This window comes from Pseudomonas sp. C6002 (genome assembly GCF_013385805.1).
Lineage (GTDB): Bacteria > Pseudomonadota > Gammaproteobacteria > Pseudomonadales > Pseudomonadaceae > Aquipseudomonas.
On the sequence record NZ_JACAPH010000030.1, the window covers coordinates 738461 to 757501 of the forward strand.

At 62.3% G+C, this 19041-nt stretch carries 16 protein-coding genes; 14 read left to right on the forward strand and 2 right to left on the reverse strand.

Going from position 1 to position 19041, the window contains the following annotated elements; translation table 11 throughout:
- Positions 1 to 50 precede the first annotated feature (50 nt).
- From HX817_RS23130 to HX817_RS23140, 3 genes are read left to right on the forward strand one after another with little or no spacing between them, the layout of a single operon-like run.
- Positions 51 to 1070: an aminoglycoside phosphotransferase family protein gene (locus HX817_RS23130; protein ID WP_008434428.1), complete on the forward strand. Its 1020-nt coding sequence runs from the start codon at positions 51 to 53 to the stop codon at positions 1068 to 1070.
- Positions 1067 to 1741 carry an N-acetylmuramate alpha-1-phosphate uridylyltransferase MurU gene (murU, locus tag HX817_RS23135; protein WP_003210984.1) on the forward strand — a complete coding sequence of 225 codons (675 nt, stop codon included), beginning with the start codon at positions 1067 to 1069 and terminating at the stop codon, positions 1739 to 1741. The genes HX817_RS23130 and murU overlap by 4 nt, the downstream gene beginning before the upstream one ends.
- A 1-nt stretch (position 1742) precedes the next feature.
- On the forward strand, positions 1743 to 2510 hold the full coding sequence (locus tag HX817_RS23140; RefSeq protein ID WP_177041294.1) for a TerB family tellurite resistance protein: 768 nt from the start codon (positions 1743 to 1745) through the stop codon (positions 2508 to 2510).
- Between the two features lie 181 nt (positions 2511 to 2691).
- Here the strand turns inward: HX817_RS23140 and HX817_RS23145 are convergent, their stop codons facing one another.
- The gene (locus HX817_RS23145; RefSeq protein WP_177041296.1) at positions 2692 to 3666 is read right to left on the reverse strand and encodes an alpha/beta hydrolase family protein; all 975 of its coding nucleotides are present in this window, start codon (positions 3664 to 3666) and stop codon (positions 2692 to 2694) included.
- Between the two features lie 77 nt (positions 3667 to 3743).
- Here HX817_RS23145 and HX817_RS23150 point away from each other — a divergent pair, with 77 nt between their 5' ends.
- The 10 genes from HX817_RS23150 to trpE all read left to right on the forward strand — a co-directional run bounded on the left by HX817_RS23150 (position 3744) and on the right by trpE (position 15966).
- Positions 3744 to 6131, forward strand: coding sequence for a PAS domain S-box protein (locus tag HX817_RS23150; RefSeq protein WP_003210979.1), 2388 nt, complete (start codon positions 3744 to 3746; stop codon positions 6129 to 6131).
- Positions 6132 to 6156: 25 nt separating this feature from the next.
- Complete coding sequence (locus HX817_RS23155; RefSeq protein WP_003210977.1) at positions 6157 to 6786, forward strand: response regulator transcription factor; 630 nt, start codon at positions 6157 to 6159, stop codon at positions 6784 to 6786.
- A 226-nt stretch (positions 6787 to 7012) separates the two neighbouring features.
- Positions 7013 to 8125 carry an ABC transporter ATP-binding protein gene (locus HX817_RS23160; protein WP_003210974.1) on the forward strand — a complete coding sequence of 371 codons (1113 nt, stop codon included), beginning with the start codon at positions 7013 to 7015 and terminating at the stop codon, positions 8123 to 8125.
- A 43-nt stretch (positions 8126 to 8168) separates the two neighbouring features.
- A complete protein-coding gene (locus HX817_RS23165; RefSeq protein WP_003210973.1) occupies positions 8169 to 9209 on the forward strand; it encodes an ABC transporter substrate-binding protein in 1041 nt (346 codons plus the stop codon).
- Positions 9210 to 9421: 212 nt separating this feature from the next.
- Positions 9422 to 10654, forward strand: coding sequence for an ABC transporter permease (locus HX817_RS23170; protein ID WP_003210972.1), 1233 nt, complete (start codon positions 9422 to 9424; stop codon positions 10652 to 10654).
- 13 nt (positions 10655 to 10667) lie between these two features.
- Positions 10668 to 11492: an ABC transporter permease gene (locus HX817_RS23175; RefSeq protein WP_003210970.1), complete on the forward strand. Its 825-nt coding sequence runs from the start codon at positions 10668 to 10670 to the stop codon at positions 11490 to 11492.
- A 202-nt stretch (positions 11493 to 11694) separates the two neighbouring features.
- On the forward strand, positions 11695 to 12843 hold the full coding sequence (locus tag HX817_RS23180) for an iron-containing alcohol dehydrogenase (protein ID WP_177041298.1): 1149 nt from the start codon (positions 11695 to 11697) through the stop codon (positions 12841 to 12843).
- Positions 12844 to 12926: 83 nt separating this feature from the next.
- A complete protein-coding gene (rpe, locus tag HX817_RS23185; protein ID WP_003210966.1) occupies positions 12927 to 13601 on the forward strand; it encodes a ribulose-phosphate 3-epimerase in 675 nt (224 codons plus the stop codon).
- Positions 13598 to 14416: a phosphoglycolate phosphatase gene (locus HX817_RS23190; RefSeq protein ID WP_063026787.1), complete on the forward strand. Its 819-nt coding sequence runs from the start codon at positions 13598 to 13600 to the stop codon at positions 14414 to 14416. Before rpe ends, HX817_RS23190 begins: the two co-directional genes overlap by 4 nt.
- Before the next feature lie 68 nt (positions 14417 to 14484).
- The gene (gene trpE / locus HX817_RS23195) at positions 14485 to 15966 is read left to right on the forward strand and encodes an anthranilate synthase component I (protein ID WP_087694720.1); all 1482 of its coding nucleotides are present in this window, start codon (positions 14485 to 14487) and stop codon (positions 15964 to 15966) included.
- Positions 15967 to 16104: 138 nt separating this feature from the next.
- Here the strand turns inward: trpE and estP are convergent, their stop codons facing one another.
- A complete protein-coding gene (gene estP / locus HX817_RS23200) occupies positions 16105 to 18027 on the reverse strand; it encodes an esterase EstP (protein WP_177041305.1) in 1923 nt (640 codons plus the stop codon).
- Positions 18028 to 18439: 412 nt separating this feature from the next.
- Between estP and HX817_RS23205 the strand changes: the two genes are divergently transcribed.
- Complete coding sequence (locus tag HX817_RS23205; RefSeq protein WP_003210957.1) at positions 18440 to 19033, forward strand: aminodeoxychorismate/anthranilate synthase component II; 594 nt, start codon at positions 18440 to 18442, stop codon at positions 19031 to 19033.
- Positions 19034 to 19041 lie beyond the last annotated feature (8 nt).

The window sequence follows — 19041 nt, forward strand, 5'->3', positions numbered from 1 at the left end:
ATAATAAAGCATGACCCGCTTGACGGCTAGCGCCGTCGGAGACCCTTGTAATGCCCGACCAAGATCTACGTTTGCAACAGCTGAAAGTCTGGCTTGATGAGCAATTGCCAGGCCTCTTTACCACCCAGGGCTGGGGTGTCGTACCCCCGGCCACGTTGACTGCGGCCAGCAGTGACGCGAGTTTCAGGCGTTACTTCCGGTGGGAGGGAGGAGGTCGCAGTTTTGTCGTGATGGACGCTCCACCCCCCCAGGAAAACTGCAAACCTTTCGTCGATATCGCTCATTTACTCGGTCAATCGGGAATAAATGTTCCGAAAATTTATGCGCAAGATCTGCTTCGCGGCTTTCTTTTGCTGAACGACCTGGGGAAAAAAACCTATCTGGACGTGATTACGGCTGAAAATGCCGATCAATTGTTCGCCGATGCCATCGACGCATTGCTGGCTTTCCAGCAATTGCCGATGGAAGCCCCATTGCCCAGTTATGACGTCGCGCTGTTACGTCGGGAGCTGGAATTGTTTCCTGAATGGTACGTTCGCCGGGAGCTGGGCATCGAGTTTGACGCCCGGCAGCTTGGCCTGTGGCAACGCGTCAGCGAACACCTGATTGACAGCGCCCTGGCCCAGCCCAAGGTCCTGGTGCATCGCGACTATATGCCACGCAACCTGATGATCAGCGAGCCGAATCCCGGCGTGCTGGACTTCCAGGACGCAGTCTACGGCCCGGTGACCTACGACATCACGTGCCTGTTCAAGGACGCCTTTCTCAGTTGGCCGCAGGCCCGCGTGCGGGAATGGCAGCGCGGCTACTGGCAACGCGCCGGCGCGCTGGGTATCCCGGTGCAGGCGGACTTCGAGGAGTTCCTGCGGGCCAGCGACCTGATGGGCGTGCAGCGTCACCTCAAGGTGATCGGCATCTTTGCGCGCATCTGCCACCGCGATGGCAAGCCGCGCTACCTGGCGGACGTGCCGCGCTTCTTCGCTTATATAGAGGCGGTGCTCGCGGACCGACCAGAGTTGAGCGAACTGGGTGAATTGCTGGCGAGCCTGCGCGTCGAGGCGGTGGTATGAAGGCCATGATCCTGGCCGCCGGCAAAGGTGAGCGGATGCGCCCGCTGACCTTGCACACGCCCAAGCCGCTGATCCAGGCCGGCGGCAAGCGCCTGATCGAGTACCACCTCGAGGCGCTGGCGAAAGCGGGCTTTACCGATATCGTCATCAACCATGCGTGGCTCGGCCAGCAGATCGAAGGCTATCTGGGCGATGGCTCGCAGTACGGCGTACGCATCCAGTACTCGGCCGAAGGCGAGCCGCTGGAAACCGGCGGCGGGATCTTCAAGGCCTTGCCGCTGTTGGGGGACGAACCGTTCCTGGTGGTCAATGGCGACATCTGGACCGACTACGACTTCGCCAGCCTCCACCAGCCACTGGATGGGCTGGCCCACCTGGTGATGGTCGACAACCCGCCGCACCATCCGTCCGGCGGTGATTTCTACCTGAAGGACGGCGCGCTTCATGATGCCGCCGCCGGTGCCGATAACCTGACCTTCAGTGGCATTTCCGTACTCCACCCCCAGCTGTTCGCGGGTTGCAGTGCGGGTGCCTTCAAGCTGGCGCCGCTGTTGCGTGACGCCATGGCGAAAGGGTTGGTGACGGGGGAACACATGAACGGACGCTGGATCGATGTCGGGACGCTGGAGCGTCTGGCGCAAGTCGAAACCCTGCTGACAGCGGGGCACTAGGATGTTGTGGCCAGGGACTCTGATCGGAGCCGGGGCGGGCTTTGCCATTGCCAGCATTCCGGGGGCCATGTTGGGCGCACTGCTGGGCCAGGCGCTGGACCGGCGCCTGGAACTGCAAAGCTGGGCCCAGTTACGCGAGCGCCTTGGCGGCCGGCCGGCGTTGCGCAATGACGAACTGCTGTTCGTGTTGCTCGGTCGCCTGGCCAAGAGCAACGGCCGGGTGGTGGACGGGCATATCCAGCAGGCGCGCCAGGAAATGCGCTCGCTGGACATGGCCGAGCCGGCCCAGCGCCGTGCGATTGCCGCGTTCAATCGCGGCAAGTCCGGCTCGGACCGGGTACGCAGTTACCTGGGCGTGCTCAAGGCCCAGCCCCATGCGGCGGAAGGTGTGCTGCGTGCCTGTTGGCGCATGGCCTGGGCGGACGGCAAGGCCAGTACGGCCGAGCGCGAGTTGATTGAACAATGGGGCAAATGGCTGGGTTGGACGGTCCAGCAGATCCAGGCGCTGGCGGCTGACTATGAGCCGGAGCGCAAGCCGTTGGCCAATCGTGGCGGGGCTTATCATGGGGCGTTGCGTATTCTGGGGGTGACGTCGACGACGGAGCCCGCGGTGATCAAGCGTGCCTACCGGCGCCTGCTCAGCCGGCACCACCCGGACAAAATTGCCGGCAGTGGCGCCAGTCCAGCCCAGGTGCGGGAGGCGACCGAACGTACCCGCGAGCTGCACAACGCCTATGCGCTGATTCGCGAAAGGCGAGACTTTCGCTAACAGAATTATCAGGCGCTGCTTTTTTTATGGCGTAAACCGGATCAACTGTGGGAGTGGCGGTGCGACGATTCGACTTGCTCGCGAATGCGGTGGATCAGTAACAGATGCAGTGACTGACTCACCGCATTCGCGAGCAAGCCCGCTCCCACATTTTGTTCTCCAGTGTTTTTGAGATTTACGATCAGTCTCCGGGATTTTGCGGGCTCAGCCACCCGCGAATCCGCCGGTACAGCTGCTCTTGCCCTGCCTGGCTGTTATCGGGGAGGGCCTTCAACGACACCTGCTTGTAGCTGTCATTCTTCAAACGCTTGCTGGCCTGGGAACGTTCCTGGGCCGCTTTGCGTGCCTGGACGTTGTCCTGATAGAAAAAATCTGCCGTGGCCAGCTTCAGTTTCGGTGCCAGTTGTTGCAGGTCCGGGGCACGGCCCGCCGGGGTCTGCGCGGCCACCATGACAAATTTCTGCACCTGCGCCGGTTGTTTTTCACTCAGGTAACGCGCGGCCCACCAGGCGCCGGTGCCGTGGCCGAGCAATACGACGCTGCGGGCATTCTGGGTCTGGGCGAAGGCGAGGGCGGCGTCAATGCGCGCGAAGATTCGCGTGGCGTCGGTCTTGTCTTGTTCATCGGTGCCGGGAACCACGGCCGGGTCAGTGCCTTCCGCTTCGGCGCTGGCGGCTTGCTCCACGGGTTTGGCGACGGTGCTGGCGTCTTTGCTGCTGGTCTCCACGGTCGCCTTGGGCGATTCGATGACGCGGGGTGGCAAGGTGTCCAGGGTCAGGTCCGGCAGCGACAAGCTCAGGGTGCCCCAGGAAGCGTCCGGCAATTTCTTGCGCAACGGCGCGATTGCTTGAGGCCAGTCAGCACTTTCGCCGTTGCCCGGGACGATAATCACCACGCCTTCAGGCTCACCGCTGTTGGCCGGCTTCCACAAAGCCAGGAAAGAATCGCTGCCAGCCTGCAACTGTTGTTGTTCCTGCTGCGGGATTTGTCGTTCCAGGGCGTTGGCTTCTTCCTGGCTGCGCTCCGGCAAGGGCTGGCGCACCACCGGCTTTTCCGGGGCGGGAGCGGGAGTGTCGGCGGCCTCGACACAAAAGGCGCTGGTAAACAGCAGCGACAGGCACAATGCTGGCAGTGCCGAGCGGTGGGAAAGTGGCATCGTTGATTTCCGGCCAGAAGTGATTCCGGCAGCCTAATGGGTTGGTCAGTATTTGTCAGTGATATGAGACGTGGATCATGGGTTTTCGCTACCTGCTGGTTATCGGCTGTATATGCTTTCCCTTGATCGCGGGCGCCGTGCCTGCGCCTGCCACTCACCAGGCGCAGCTCGATGCCGGCCAGCGCGAATGGCTCGAACAGCATCCCGACCTGCGGGTCGGGCTGGTGTTACAGGCGCCTTATGCCCAATACGATCGGCGCTTGCAGCGGCTGTCCGGGGCCAACGTCGAATTGATGCAGTGGCTGGCCAAGGCGCTGAATATCGAACTGACCTGGCGCAACTTTCCCAATCAGGAGCAACTGGAGGCGGCGGTGCGTGACGGCGAGGTCGACCTCGCCCCCGGCCTGCTGCAAACCCCGGCCGGCCTGCGCCTGTGGTTGTTCTCCGATCCGTATATGCGCGTTCCCCAGCACATTGTCGGGGTTCGTGATGGCAGCACCGCAGTCGACCTGGAGAAACTCGACGACCAATCCCGCGTCGCCGTGCGCATGCCCAGCGCAGTGGCGGATTACCTGCGCAGCACCTACCCGAGTCTCAACCTGCAAGGCGTGCCCATGGAGCGCCAGGCCCTGCAATTGCTGGTGAGCCAGCAGGCGCGGTATGCGGTGGTGGATGAGGCGCAATTGAGCCGTTTGTCGGGCGAAACCGAGTTCGCCGGCCTTGCCGTGGTCGGCGATATCGGCCTGCCGCAATTGCTGCGGGTGGCCACGCGGCGCGACTGGCCCGAGCTGGCCGATATCATGCAAAGCGCCTTGCGCGCGATTCCCGCTCGTGATCTGGACCAGTTGCACAGCCGCTGGCTGCAGCCCAAATACCCACGGGTGACCGAGTCCCCCGGCTTCTGGCAAAACCTCACGTTGCTGCTGGGCCTGCTATTGCTCGCCAGCCTGGCCGTGGTGTTCTGGCAGCGCCGCCAGCAACGCGGCCTGGAGCATAATCTGCTGGCCGCCCGCGAAGAAAGCGCCGCCCGCGCCGCGGGTGCCGAAGCCTTGCGCCTGACCCAGTTCTCCATCGACCAAAGCACCGTCGGTATCCTCTGGGTCAATTGGGACAGCCATGTGCGCTACGCCAATCAGGCGGCGGAAACCATGCTCGGCTACGCCCCCGGCGCCCTGATCGAACGCCCGCTGATCGAGTTCGACCCGACGCTGACCATGGACCGCTGGCTCAACCTGTGGAAGCGCGCCCGGGCCAGCGAAGACGGGCCACAGAGTTTTGCCACCAATTGCCTGCGCGCCGATGGCAGCGTATTGCCAGCCGATGTGTCCCTGAGTTTCCTGCGCTTTGCCGACGGCGAATACCTGGTGGTCTACCTCAACGATGTCACCGAGCGTCGCCGGGCCCTCGCGGCCTTGCAGGAAAGTGAGGCGCGGCTGCAAGGGATCGCCGCCAATGTGCCGGGGCTGGTGTTTCGCCTGGAGCGCTTGCCGCGCAGCGAGGCGATCGAGTTCGCCTACATCAGTCAGGGCAGCGAGGGCCTGGTGGGGTACGCGCCGGAAGTGCTCAGCCATCCGGCCATGGGCATTCGCAGCCTGGTGCATCCCGACGACCGCGCCAGTTATCACCGTACCCAGGACCAGGCTATCGAGACCGAGAGCAATTGGGCCTGGCAGGGCCGTATCCTGACCCGCCTGGGCGAGCAGCGCTGGGCCGATATCAAGGCCGTGACCCGGCGCCTGGAAGACGGCGCCGTGGTTTGGGACGGAATTGTCTGGGACATCAGCGAGAGCAAGCGCATCGAGCTGGAGCTGGACGCCTCCCGCGCGCAATTGCGGGAATTGTCGGCCCACCTGGAAACCGTGCGCGAGGAAGAGAAGGCCCGCATCGCCCGGGAAGTGCACGACGAGTTGGGGCAGATGCTCACCGTGCTCAAGCTGGAGACCTCGATGTGCGAGCTGACCTACGCCCAACTGGATCCCGGCCTGCACGAGCGGCTGAACAGCATGAAGCGCCTGATCGCCCAACTGTTTCAACTGGTACGCGATGTGGCCACCGCCTTGCGTCCGCCGATTCTCGATGCCGGGATTGCCTCGGCGATCGAATGGCAGGCCCGGCGTTTCGAGGCCCGGACGCAGATTCCGTGCCTGGTGCAGGTGCCGGATAATCTGCCGGCGCTGAGCGACGCCAAGGCCATCGGCCTGTTCCGCATCCTGCAGGAGGCACTGACCAATGTGATGCGCCATGCCCAGGCGCATACTGTCGAGCTGACGCTGGTGGTGGAGGGCGCGCACTTGCGCCTGACCATCAGCGACGACGGTGCAGGTTTTGTCCAGGCTCCCGGGCGCCCTGTATCGTTTGGCCTGGTGGGCATGCGCGAGCGGGTGCTGATCATGGGCGGGCAGTTGAGCCTGGACAGCGCATTGGGCGAAGGCACCACCCTGAGTGTGACGGTGCCGCTGGATTGATAACCAAAAGAAGAGGACATCCACAGTGATCCGTGTACTGGTAGCTGAAGACCACACCATCGTTCGCGAAGGCATCAAGCAACTGATCGGCCTGGCCAAGGACCTGCTGGTGGTGGGCGAGGCGAGCAATGGCGAGCAGTTGCTGGAAACCCTGCGCCACGTGCCTTGCGAGGTGGTGTTGCTGGACATCTCGATGCCTGGCGTCAACGGCCTGGAAGCCATCCCGCGGATCCGTGCGCTGAACAATCCCCCGGCGATCCTGGTGCTGTCGATGCACGACGAAGCGCAAATGGCCGCCCGTGCGCTGAAGGTCGGTGCCGCCGGCTATGCCACCAAGGACAGCGACCCAGCGCTGCTGCTGACCGCGATCCGCAAGGTCGCGGCGGGCGGGCGGTACATCGACCCGGACCTGGCCGACCGCATGGTCTTCGAAGTCGGCCTCACCGATTCCCGCCCATTGCACTCGTTGTTGTCGGAGCGCGAGTTCTCGGTATTCGAGCGCCTGGCCCAGGGCGCCAACGTCAACGACATCGCCCAGCAGTTGGCGTTGAGCAGCAAAACCATCAGTACCCACAAGGCGCGCCTGATGCAAAAGCTCAATATCACCTCCCTGGCGGAACTGGTGAAGTACGCCATGGAGCACAAACTCCTATAGCGGCATACCTGTTTGCGACTGCCTGCCGAGCGCCGCGCTGCCCGGTCTTGCTGCTTGTAGCGTGGGGTTTGTAACTGCTCTGTTCTATCCCCGCCATCCGTGTAGGGCAATCCCTACCCCAAACCTTCCATCCTGCTGATGCCAATCTCTCCGGGCCCCCGATTTTCGCGGCCTTGCCCTGGGACTACGCTTGTTCCACGGCAGTCCAAAACAAAAAGGTGCGGGTATGAGCGAGGTGGATTCAAATGATGTGCTGGTCAGCTTTCGTGGCGTGCAGAAGAGCTACGACGGCGAGAACCTGATCGTCAAAGACCTCAACCTGGAGATTCGCAAGGGCGAGTTCCTGACCCTGCTCGGGCCGTCCGGGTCGGGCAAGACCACCAGCCTGATGATGCTCGCCGGTTTTGAAACCCCCACCGCCGGCGAGATCCAGCTGGCCGGCCGCTCCATCAACAACGTGCCGCCCCACAAGCGCGACATCGGCATGGTGTTCCAGAACTACGCGCTGTTCCCGCACATGACCGTCTCCGAGAACCTGGCGTTTCCGCTCTCTGTACGCGGCCTGAGCAAGACCGACATCAGCGAGCGGGTCAAGCGTGTACTGAGCATGGTACAGCTCGATGCTTTCGCCCAGCGCTACCCGGCGCAACTCTCCGGTGGCCAGCAGCAGCGGGTGGCCCTGGCCCGGGCGCTGGTGTTCGAGCCACAGCTGGTGCTGATGGACGAACCCCTCGGCGCCCTCGACAAGCAACTGCGCGAACACATGCAGATGGAGATCAAGCACCTGCACCAGCGCCTCGGCGTGACGGTGGTGTACGTGACCCACGACCAGGGCGAAGCACTGACCATGTCCGACCGGGTGGCGGTGTTCCACCAGGGCGAGATCCAGCAGATCGCTGCCCCGCGTACCTTGTACGAAGAACCGAAAAACACCTTCGTCGCCAACTTCATCGGCGAGAACAACCGCCTCAATGGCCGCCTGCACAGCCACACCGGCGACCGCTGCGTGGTCGAACTGGCGCGCGGCGAAAAGGTCGAGGCGCTGGCGGTGAACGTCGGCCAGGTCGGCGGCCCGGTGACCCTGTCGGTGCGCCCCGAGCGCGTCAGCCTGAATGGCTCCAGTGAAAGCTGCGTCAACCGATTCTCCGGGCGCGTGGCCGAGTTCATCTACCTGGGCGACCACGTACGGGTGCGCCTGGAAGTCTGCGGCAAGACCGATTTTTTTGTGAAACAACCGATCGCCGAGCTGGACACAGCCCTGGCGGTCGGCGACGTGGTACCGATTGGCTGGCAAGTCGAGCACGTTCGCGCACTCGACCCACTTCTAGAGGCGAATTGATCGCCCCCTTGCTTCACCAACCTCGCACGTGGAGAGAACAACAATGTTGAGATCCCTGAAATATTCCGCCCTGGCTCTGAGCTTGATGGGCGCGACACAGGCCATGGCAGGCCCTGATTTGACGGTGGTGTCCTTTGGTGGCGCGAACAAGGCGGCGCAGGTCAAGGCCTTCTATGCACCGTGGGAAAGCGCGGGCAACGGCAAGATCGTCGCCGGCGAATACAACGGTGAAATGGCCAAGGTCAAGGCCATGGTCGACACCAAGAGCGTGTCCTGGGACCTGGTGGAAGTGGAGTCGCCGGAACTGTCCCGTGGCTGTGACGAAGACATGTTCGAGCCCCTGGACCCGAAACTGTTCGGCAACCCGGGCGACTACGTGAAGGGCGCGATCCAGCCGTGCGGCGTGGGTTTCTTCGTGTGGTCCACGGTGCTGGCCTACAACGCCGACAAACTGAAAGCACCGCCAGGCGGCTGGGCCGATTTCTGGGACACCAAGAAATTCCCGGGCAAACGCGGCCTGCGCAAGGGCGCCAAGTACACCCTGGAATTCGCCTTGATGGCTGACGGTGTGGCGCCGAAGGATGTGTACAAGGTGCTGGCCGGCAAAGATGGCCAGGACCGTGCGTTCAAGAAGCTCGATGAGCTCAAGCCGTATATCCAGTGGTGGGAAGCGGGCGCCCAACCGCCGCAGTACCTCGCTTCTGGCGATGTGGTGATGAGTTCTGCCTACAACGGCCGGATCGCTGCCGTGCAGAAAGAAAGCAATTTGAAAGTGGTGTGGAACGGCGGGATCTACGATTTCGACGCCTGGGCCATTCCAAAAGGCCTGGCCAAGGACCGTGCTGACGCGGCGAAGAAGTTCATCGCCTTCTCGGTGCAGCCGCAGCAGCAGAAGACCTATTCGGAAAACATCGCCTACGGCCCGGCCAATACCCAGGCGGTACCGTTGCTGGCGAAGGACATCCTGAAGGATATGCCGACTACCCCGGAAAACATCGCCAACCAGGTGCAGATCGACGTGAGCTTCTGGGCGGATAACGGTGAGCAACTGGAGCAGCGCTTCAATTCCTGGGCTGCCAAGTAACCACCGCACCCAGGGTGGATGGGCTTTTTGTGGCGAGGGGGCTTGTCCCCCGTTGGGCTGCGAAGCGGCCCCAAAACCAGCCACCGCGGTCAGTCTAATAAACCACAGTGGCTTTACTGGGGCTGCTGCGCAGCCCAACGGGGGACAAGCCCCCTCGCCACAGGTGTGGGCCTTCACAGGTCTGCATTCTTTTTTACGATCCGGAGTTCGCCATGGCCCTCGCCATTCCCAGCCCCACCCTGAAACAGCGCCTGGCGCGTGCCGAGCGGCTCAACCGCTGGAAGGCCCAGGCCCTGATCGCGCCATTGGTGGTGTTTTTGCTGCTGGTGTTCCTGGTACCGATTGTGGCGCTGCTCTACAAAAGCGTCGGCAACCCGGAAGTGGTGGGCGGCCTGCCGCGCACGGTGGTGGCGGTGACGGCCTGGGACGGTCGTGGCTTGCCGGGCGAGCCGGTGTATCAAGCCATCAGCGAGGACCTGGGCGAAGCCCGGAAAAACTCGACCCTGGGCGACCTCTCCAAACGCTTGAACATGGAGCTGGCGGGCTATCGCAGCCTGCTGACGAAAACCGCGCGGGCGCTGCCGTTCACCGAAGCGCCTGCCTCCTATAAAGAAGCGCTGGAAAACCTCGACGAACGCTGGGGCGACCCGGCGTACTGGCAGGCGATCCGGCGCAACACCAGCAGCCTCACGCCATACTACTTGCTGGCCGCCGTCGATCACCGCATCGACGACCTCGGCGAAATCGCCCCGGCCACCCCGGACCAGGCGATCTACCTCGATATCTTCGCCCGTACGTTCTGGATGGGCCTGGTCATCACCGTGTGCTGCCTGCTGCTGGCCTATCCGTTGGCTTACCTGCTGGCCAACTTGCCGGCGCGGCAAAGCAATTTGCTGATGATCCTGGTGCTGCTGCCGTTCTGGACCTCGGTGCTGGTGCGCGTGGCGGCCTGGATCGTGTTGCTGCAGTCCGGCGGCTTGATCAACAGCGCGCTGATGGGCATGGGGCTGATCGATAAACCCGTCGAGTTGGTGTTCAACCGGCTGGGGGTCTACATCTCCATGGTGCACATTCTGCTGCCCTTCATGATTTTGCCGATCTACAGCGTGATGAAAGGCATCTCGCCCACCTACATGCGGGCGGCAATCTCCCTGGGCTGCCACCCATTCGCCAGCTTCTGGCGCGTGTACTTCCCGCAGACCTACGCAGGCGTTGGTGCCGGCTGCTTGTTGGTGTTCATTTTGGCGATTGGCTACTACATCACCCCGGCCTTGCTGGGCAGCCCGAACGACCAGATGGTCAGCTACTTCGTGGCCTTCTACACCAACACCAGCATCAACTGGGGCATGGCCACGGCCTTGGGCGGCTTGTTGCTGCTGGCCACCGTGGTGCTGTACCTGATCTACAACTGGCTGGTGGGCGCCAGCCGCCTGCGCCTGAGCTAAGGAGACCGTTGCGATGCTGAGCCCTTATATGTCGCCCGTGGAACGGGTCTGGTTCTACAGCTTGCGGATCCTCTGCGGCCTGATCCTGTTGTTCCTGATCTTGCCGGTGCTGGTGATCATCCCGCTGTCGTTCAACAGTGGAAGTTTCCTGGTCTACCCGCTGCAAGGTTTCTCGCTGCACTGGTACCAGGATTTCTTCGGTTCGGCGGAATGGATGCGCGCCCTGAAGAACAGCATCATCGTGGCTCCGGCGGCTACAGTGCTGGCGATGGTGTTCGGCACGCTGGCGGCGATTGGCCTGACCCGGGGGCACTTTCCCGGCAAGGCGCTGGTGATGGCCCTGGTGATTTCGCCGATGGTAGTGCCCGTGGTGATTATCGGTGTGGCCAGTTACCTGTTCTTCGCGCCGCTGGGCCTGGGCAACAGCTTCTTCTCGCTGATCGTGGTGCACGCGGTGCTGGGCGTGCCGTTTGTGATCATCACCGTGTCGGCGACCTTGCAGGGGTTCAACCATAACCTGGTGCGGGCGGCGGCCAGCCTGGGCGCGTCACCGCTGACGGCGTTTCGTCGGGTGACCTTGCCATTGATTGCCCCGGGGGTGATCTCCGGGGCGCTGTTCGCCTTTGCCACCTCGTTCGATGAAGTGGTAGTGACGCTGTTCCTCGCCGGGCCCGAGCAGGCAACCTTGCCACGGCAGATGTTCAGCGGCATCCGTGAAAACCTCAGCCCTACCATTGCCGCCGCGGCGACCTTGCTGATTGCCTTCTCGGTGGTGCTGTTGCTGACCCTGGAATGGCTGCGCGGGCGCAGCGAGAAACTGCGTACGGCCCAGGTCTAAAGCCAAACAGAGATCAAAATGTGGGAGCGGGCTTGCTCGCGAAGGCGGTGTGTCAGTCAACAGAGATATCGACTGGCCTACCGCCTTCGCGAGCAAGCCCGCTCCCACATTGGGTTTGTGTCTATTCAGTAGCTGAATGCAAGACAACCAGCCCAAGTCAGCTAATCTTGTGCCAGCCCATAACTGATAAGAGGCCGCGCACATGAGTACTTCCTCATTCAAGATCGCCCACAAACTGCTCACCGGCACAGGCGCCATCGAGCAACTGGCCGCCGAGCTGACGCGGCTGGATGTCGACAACCCGCTGATTGTCACCGATGCGGCACTGGTCAAGTCCGGCACCGTGGCGCTGGCGCTGGAACACCTGGGCGAACGGACCTACGAGATTTTCGACCGCGTGCTGCCCGACCCGGAAATCGCCATCGTCGAGGACTGCATGCGCGTCTACCGCGAAGGCGGGCATGACGGCCTGATCGGCGTCGGCGGCGGCAGTGCCATCGACATCGCCAAGAGCGTGGCGGCCTACGCCGGTTACCACGGCGCCCTGGCCGACCTGTTCGGCGTGGACCAGGTGCCGCGCAAAGGCCCGCCGCTGATCGCGATTCCCACCACCGCCGGCACCGGTTCGGAGGTGACCAACGTGGCGATTCTGTCGGACAAGGTCGCGCAACTGAAAAAAGGCATCGTCAGTGATTACCTGCTGCCGGACGTGGCCCTGATCAGCCCGCAGATGACCCTGACTTGCCCGCGCAGCGTCACCGCCGCCAGTGGGGTGGACGCATTGGTGCACGCCATCGAATCCTACCTGTCGCTGAATGCCTCGCCGATCACCGATGCACTGGCCATCGGGGCGATCAAACTGATTGCCAAGGCGTTGCCCAAGGCCTACGCCAACCCCGCCAACCTTGAGGCCCGGGACGACATGGCCACCGCCAGCCTGATGGCCGGGATGGCGTTCGGGAATGCCGGCGTGGGCGCAGTGCATGCGTTGGCCTACCCGTTGGGCGGGCGTTTCAACATCGCCCACGGCGTAAGCAATGCCTTGCTGCTGCCCTACGTGATGCACTGGAACAAGCTGGCGTGTGTGGAGCGCATGCAGGAGATTGCCGAGGCCATGGGCGTGAATATCACGGGGTTGAGTGCGGTGGATGCCGCCGACCAGGCCGTCGATGCGATGACGCGACTGTGTGCCGCAGTCGAGATTCCGTCCGGCCTGCGCAGCTTCGGTGTGCCTGAAGATGCGATCCCGGCCATGGCGGTAGAAGCGGCGGGGATCGAGCGGCTGATGCGCAACAATCCGCGCAAGCTCAGCGCCGCGGATATCGAGAAAATCTACCGGGCAGCTTATTAACCATTGAGCGAGGTCACGGTGCGCGCGGCAAAGCATGAGGTATACAATGCGCGCCATCGTGATTTAGCTCAAAAAGGTGCGTCATGCAGCCCTTCGTCATTGCTCCATCGATTCTCTCCGCCGACTTCGCCCGCCTGGGCGAGGAAGTGGACAAGGTGTTGGCCGCCGGTGCCGACTTCGTTCACTTCGATGTCATGGACAACCACTATGTGCCGAACCTGACCATTGGTCCGATGGTCTGCGCCGCCCTGCGTAAATACGGCGTGACCGCGCCTATCGATGCGCACTTGATGGTCAGCCCGGTGGACCGCATCGTCGGTGACTTCATCGAAGCCGGCGCGACCTACATCACCTTCCACCCGGAAGCCACGTTGCACGTGGACCGCACCCTGCAACTGATCCGCGAGGGCGGTTGCAAGGCGGGCCTGGTGTTCAACCCGGCCACTCCGCTGAGCGTGCTTGAGTACGTGATGGACAAAGTCGACATGGTGTTGCTGATGAGCGTCAACCCGGGCTTCGGCGGGCAGAAGTTCATCCCCGGCACCCTCAACAAACTGCGTGAAGCGCGGGCGCTGATCGATGCATCGGGCCGTGATATCCGCCTGGAGATCGACGGTGGCGTCAACGTCAACAACATCCGCGAAATCGCCGCGGCCGGTGCTGACACCTTTGTGGCCGGTTCGGCAATCTTCAATGCCCCGGACTATCAGGAAGTGATCGCCAAGATGCGTGCAGAACTGGCGCTGGCGCGTCCATGAGTGGCTTTGAGCAACTGTTCCCCGGCAAACTGCCACGGCTGGTGATGTTCGATCTGGACGGTACGTTGATCGATTCAGTGCCGGACCTGGCCGCGGCGGTGGACCAGATGCTGCTCAAGCTGGGGCGCAAGCCGGCGGGTATCGAGTCGGTGCGCGAGTGGGTCGGCAATGGCGCGCAGATGCTGGTGCGTCGGGCCTTGGCCAACAACATCGAGGCCGAGGGTGTCGATGAGGTGGAAGCCGAGCATGCGCTTGAGCTGTTCAACGTGGCCTACGAAAACGGCCACGAACTGACCGTGGTTTATCCCGGCGTGCGCGACACCCTGAAATGGCTGCACAAGCAGGGCGTGGAAATGGCCCTGATCACCAACAAGCCGGAGCGTTTCGTCGCACCGCTGTTGGACCAGATGAAGATCGGCCGGTATTTCCGCTGGATCATCGGCGGCGATACCTTGCCGCAGAAGAAGCCCGACCCGGCCGCGCTGTTCTTCGTGATGAAAATGGCCAATATCCCGGCGTCCCAATCGCTGTTTGTCGGCGATTCGCGCAGTGATGTGCTGGCGGCGAAAGCGGCGGGGGTCAAGTGCGTGGCCTTGAGTTACGGCTACAACCATGGCCGGCCGATTGCCGAAGAATCCCCGGCGCTGGTGATTGATGACCTGCGCCTGTTAATCCCCGGTTGCTTGGGAACGGGCGCTGAGATAACGTTGCCCGACGCTGTTCCATCCCCTTCTGGAAATCCCATCGTGGTGGTCACTCGCAAACTCTGGATGAAAGTCATCAAGGCCCTGGCCCGCTGGCGTTGGCGCGCCTGACTGATCCTCGCCGCGCTGCGGCACGTTTGCACACCTGACCGTTAGACCCTCAAGCCACGAGGCACCTCATGATCCGCGAAGAATTCCTGCGTTTGGCCGCTGCCGGCTACAACCGTATCCCCATGGCCTGCGAAACCCTGGCCGACTTCGACACCCCGCTGTCGATCTACCTGAAACTGGCCGACGAGCCCAACTCCTATCTGCTGGAGTCGGTGCAGGGCGGCGAGAAATGGGGCCGTTATTCGATCATCGGCCTGCCGTGCCGCACGGTGCTGCGGGTACATGATCACCATGTGAGCATCACCCTGGACGGCGTCGAGATCGAAAGCCACGATGTGGAAGACCCGCTGGCCTTCGTCGAGGAATTCAAGGCGCGCTACAACGTGCCGACCATCGCCGGCCTGCCGCGCTTCAACGGCGGCCTGGTGGGTTACTTCGGCTACGACTGCGTGCGCTACGTGGAAAAACGCCTGGGCAAATCCCCGAACCCCGATCCGTTGGGTGTGCCGGACATTCTGCTGATGGTTTCCGACGCGGTGGTGGTGTTCGACAACCTCGCGGGCAAGATGCACGCTATCGTGTTGGCGGATCCTTCCCAGGCCGATGCGTTCGAGCAAGGCCAGGCTAGCCTGGAAGCGCTGCTGGAAAAACTGCGCCAGCCGATCACCCCGCGTCGCGGCCTGGACCTCAGCCGTCCACCGGCGGCTGACCCGGTGTTCCGCTCCAGCTTTACCCAGGATGACTACGAGCGTGCGGTCGATACCATCAAGGAATATATCCTTGCCGGTGACTGCATGCAGGTGGTGCCGTCGCAACGCATGTCCATCGACTTCAAGGCCGCGCCGATTGATTTGTACCGGGCGCTGCGCTGTTTCAACCCGACGCCGTACATGTACTTCTTCAACTTTGGCGACTTCCACGTCGTGGGCAGTTCGCCGGAAGTGCTGGTGCGTGTGGAAGACAACCTGATCACCGTACGCCCGATTGCCGGCACCCGCCCTCGCGGTGCGACCGAAGAGGCGGACCTGGCGCTGGAACAGGACCTGTTGAGCGACGACAAGGAAATCGCCGAGCACTTGATGCTGATCGACCTGGGCCGCAACGACACCGGGCGTGTCTCGGAAATCGGTTCGGTGAAACTCACCGAGAAGATGGTGATCGAGCGTTACTCCAACGTGATGCACATCGTGTCCAACGTCACCGGCGAGTTGAAGGCCGGGTTGACGGCGATGGATGCACTGCGGGCGATCCTGCCTGCGGGCACCTTGTCGGGCGCACCGAAGATTCGCGCGATGGAAATCATCGACGAGCTGGAGCCGGTGAAGCGGGGTGTGTATGGCGGCGCGGTGGGGTATTTCGCCTGGAACGGCAATATGGACACTGCGATCGCGATCCGTACGGCGGTGATCAAGGACGGCGAACTGCACGTGCAGGCGGGCGGCGGGATTGTGGCCGACTCGGTACCGGCCCTGGAATGGGAAGAGACGCTGAACAAGCGCCGGGCGATGTTCCGCGCGGTGGCATTGGCTGAGCAGACCCCGCAGGGCTGAAGTCAGACGTAGATCAAAAATGTGGGAGCGGGCTTGCTCGCGAAGGCGGTGTATCAGTCGATATATAAGGTGACTGTCGCGCCGCTTTCGCGAGCAAGCCCGCTCCCACATTTGGTATTTGTCAGTTTCAAGTCCGAGTCAGAAATCCAGACTCACCCCGACACTCAGCCCTTGCTGGGTAAAGTTGTCATCCTTTCTCACGTTATAGGCCGCGTTCAACGCCAGGTCCTTGGTCACCTTGTGGGTAATTCCCAGGTTCAAGCGATCCGAATTGCTGCGTGGCGTGTAGCCGTCCAGTTTGAAATCAATCCCCGGCACGCTGTTGAGGGACATGCCCACTCGCTGCGTATCGTTTTCAAACTCGTGCTCGTGGGCCACTTCGCCAAACACCAGGGTTTGCGGGGTGAAGCGGTAGTTGGCTTGTAATCCGATTCCCAAACGCTTGGAGTCGCGCTGTTGGTCATCAAACGTCAGCGCGGTGGAACGGGCATCTTTCTCCGAATAACCATTCACCTCGACCCGCGAATAGTCAGCGCTGACAAAGGGTGAGAAGTGCCACTCGCTGTTCGGCTCGGCGATGTCATACCCAACCCGTGCGCTCAATGCCCATAGCCAGCCGTCGGTGTCGCCTTTCTCGGTGCCTTCGCTGATGCCCAGGGCGAACTTGCGCTTGAGGTTGTCAAAGTCCAGTTTGCCGCCGGTCAATGCGGCGTCGGCCCACCAGTGGTCCTCTTGATACTGGGCGAACGCGGTGCCCAGGTAGCTGTTGAGCTTGTAGTCCGAATCGCTGGCGCCGGCCTCAAGACTCTGGCGATAGAAGCCTGCTGCCACACCTACGCGCCACTCGTCATTGAGCCTGTAGCTGCCACCGATGTCCAGGTTATAGCCGCTGCCGTCACCGCTGGCCGAGCTGTTCTGATCATCGAAGTCCAGGTGCTGGCCGCCAGCGTCGACGATTGCCCGCCATTGGCCCACGGCCTGCCAGCTACGGGAGTCGGCTTGCCATTGGTTGCGCAATGAATCCTGATGGGCGCGCAAGGTGCCTTGGGCCATTTCCGGAAGCAGGGTGATTTCCCAGGGGGCTGCCAGCAGCGAATACGCGTAGTCGGCGATCAGTACCTGGCCGGCCTCGGTCGGGTGCACGGTGTCGTTGTAAATCAGCTTGGTCGGGTCCGGATTGGTGCCGCCGACGCCATACACCGGATTCCTGCAGGTGGTGCCGCTGAAGCACGTCTGGTTGAGGTTCTGGTCGGTGGCAAAACCAAAACGCCCGGGATCGGCAAAGGTTTCCTTGAGCAGCAACGGAATGTTCAGCGGGATGATCTGCGCATCGATTTGCGACAGGCGCTGTACCAGGGTCTGGTTGAACGCGCCGGCCAGGGTGCTGACGGCCCCTTGGAGCGGGGTGCCATTGACGGCAGGTGTCAGGCCCAGGTCCGGCAGCATCCATACCATTACATAACGGGCGCCAGCCTGTTGCAGCGCCTGGGCGCTGTCGGCCAGGCGCCCGGCTGCGGCCGAGGCCTGGTCGGGGTTGAGGACCAGGCCGTCGAGGAAGTCATTGCCGCCGCCGGAGAGAAAGTACAAGGCGTTGGGGTCGGCTCGGCCCCCCGTTGATGCCAGGTATCCGGGACGTGTACGCAATACCTGCCCGGTGTCGCTGTCGGTGACGGTGGAGTTACCGGTGATGGCATCGTAGATCTGTTGGGTGGTGTAGCCGCCGACGGCCCAGTTATTGCCGTCTGGCTGGCCCAGCGCGGCGCGCTCCGGCGAGGTCGAGGCATTCAGGTCGCCTGGGGCAACCCCCAGCTTGCCGCCCAATAACGTCGAGGAGATCAGCGATGTGCTTTCGCCGCTGCCGTCGAAGTATTGCGGGCCGGTGCGGTTGGTGAAGCGATAGGTTGAGCCCGGTGCGCCAGGGTCGGCAAATGTACCGGCGTCGGCCAGGCTGTCACCGAAAACGACCATCGTCGAATAAGGCGAGGGCGCGGCGAAGGCTTGCGAGCATGCCAGCGCCAAGAGGCAGCCGACGATGGGGGTGAAATAGGGCATCTTGGTCATGAGTCCGTCCATGATTTTGTTTTTTTGTCAGCACTGTGACTGTAGCGCCCTTGGAAGGGTTCTGAAAAGTTTGACGCCAATTATCAGTCGGGCAGTTTCCCTCGTATTTGCGGCTCGATATTGCACCGTTGGCGAGGCTACGTTACTGTGCCTGAATGTATGAATGAGACCCTCCCCGTGTTGATCATCAGCAAACTCTTGATGCGAGTAGTCAAGGCACACGCCCGTTGGCGTTGGCGCGCCTAACTTTTCTCTACCGGCCCCGCCGGACCTGTACCGATTTGCCTTCTTCACCCTCTGTTAAACGCCCCTTGCCGGCCAACCCCGGCAACCGGAAAGTGCGTCTGGCAGCGGGTCACTCCCTTGGAAGGCCGTCATTAGAAGTCAGTGAATTCAAGAGGTTTTAACCCACATGTTGCTGATGATTGATAACTACGACTCCTTTACCTACAACGTTGTGCAGTACCTGGGCGAGCTCGGCGCCGAGGTCAAGGTGGTGCGCAACGACGAATTGACCGTGGCCCAGATCGCCGCGTTGAACCCTGAACGCATCGTCGTCTCCCCAGGCCCGTGTACGCCGACCGAAGCGGGCATCTCCCTCGAAGCCATCCAATACTTTGCCGGCAAGCTGCCGATCCTGGGCGTGTGCCTGGGCCATCAGTCCATCGGCCAGGCCTTCGGTGGCGACGTCGTCCGCGCTCGCCAGGTAATGCACGGCAAGACCAGCCCGGTATTTCACAAGGACCAGGGCGTATTCCAGGGTTTGAACCTGCCGGTAACGGTAACCCGCTACCACTCGCTGGTGGTCAAGCGTGAAACCCTGCCCGAGTGCCTTGAGCTGACGGCCTGGACCCAGCTGGAAGATGGCTCGGTCGACGAGATCATGGGCCTGCGTCACAAGACACTGAACGTCGAAGGGGTGCAATTTCACCCGGAATCGATTTTGACCGAGCAGGGCTTCGAGCTGTTCGCTAACTTTCTCAAGCAGAGCGGCGGCACGCGCTAAGGACTTTT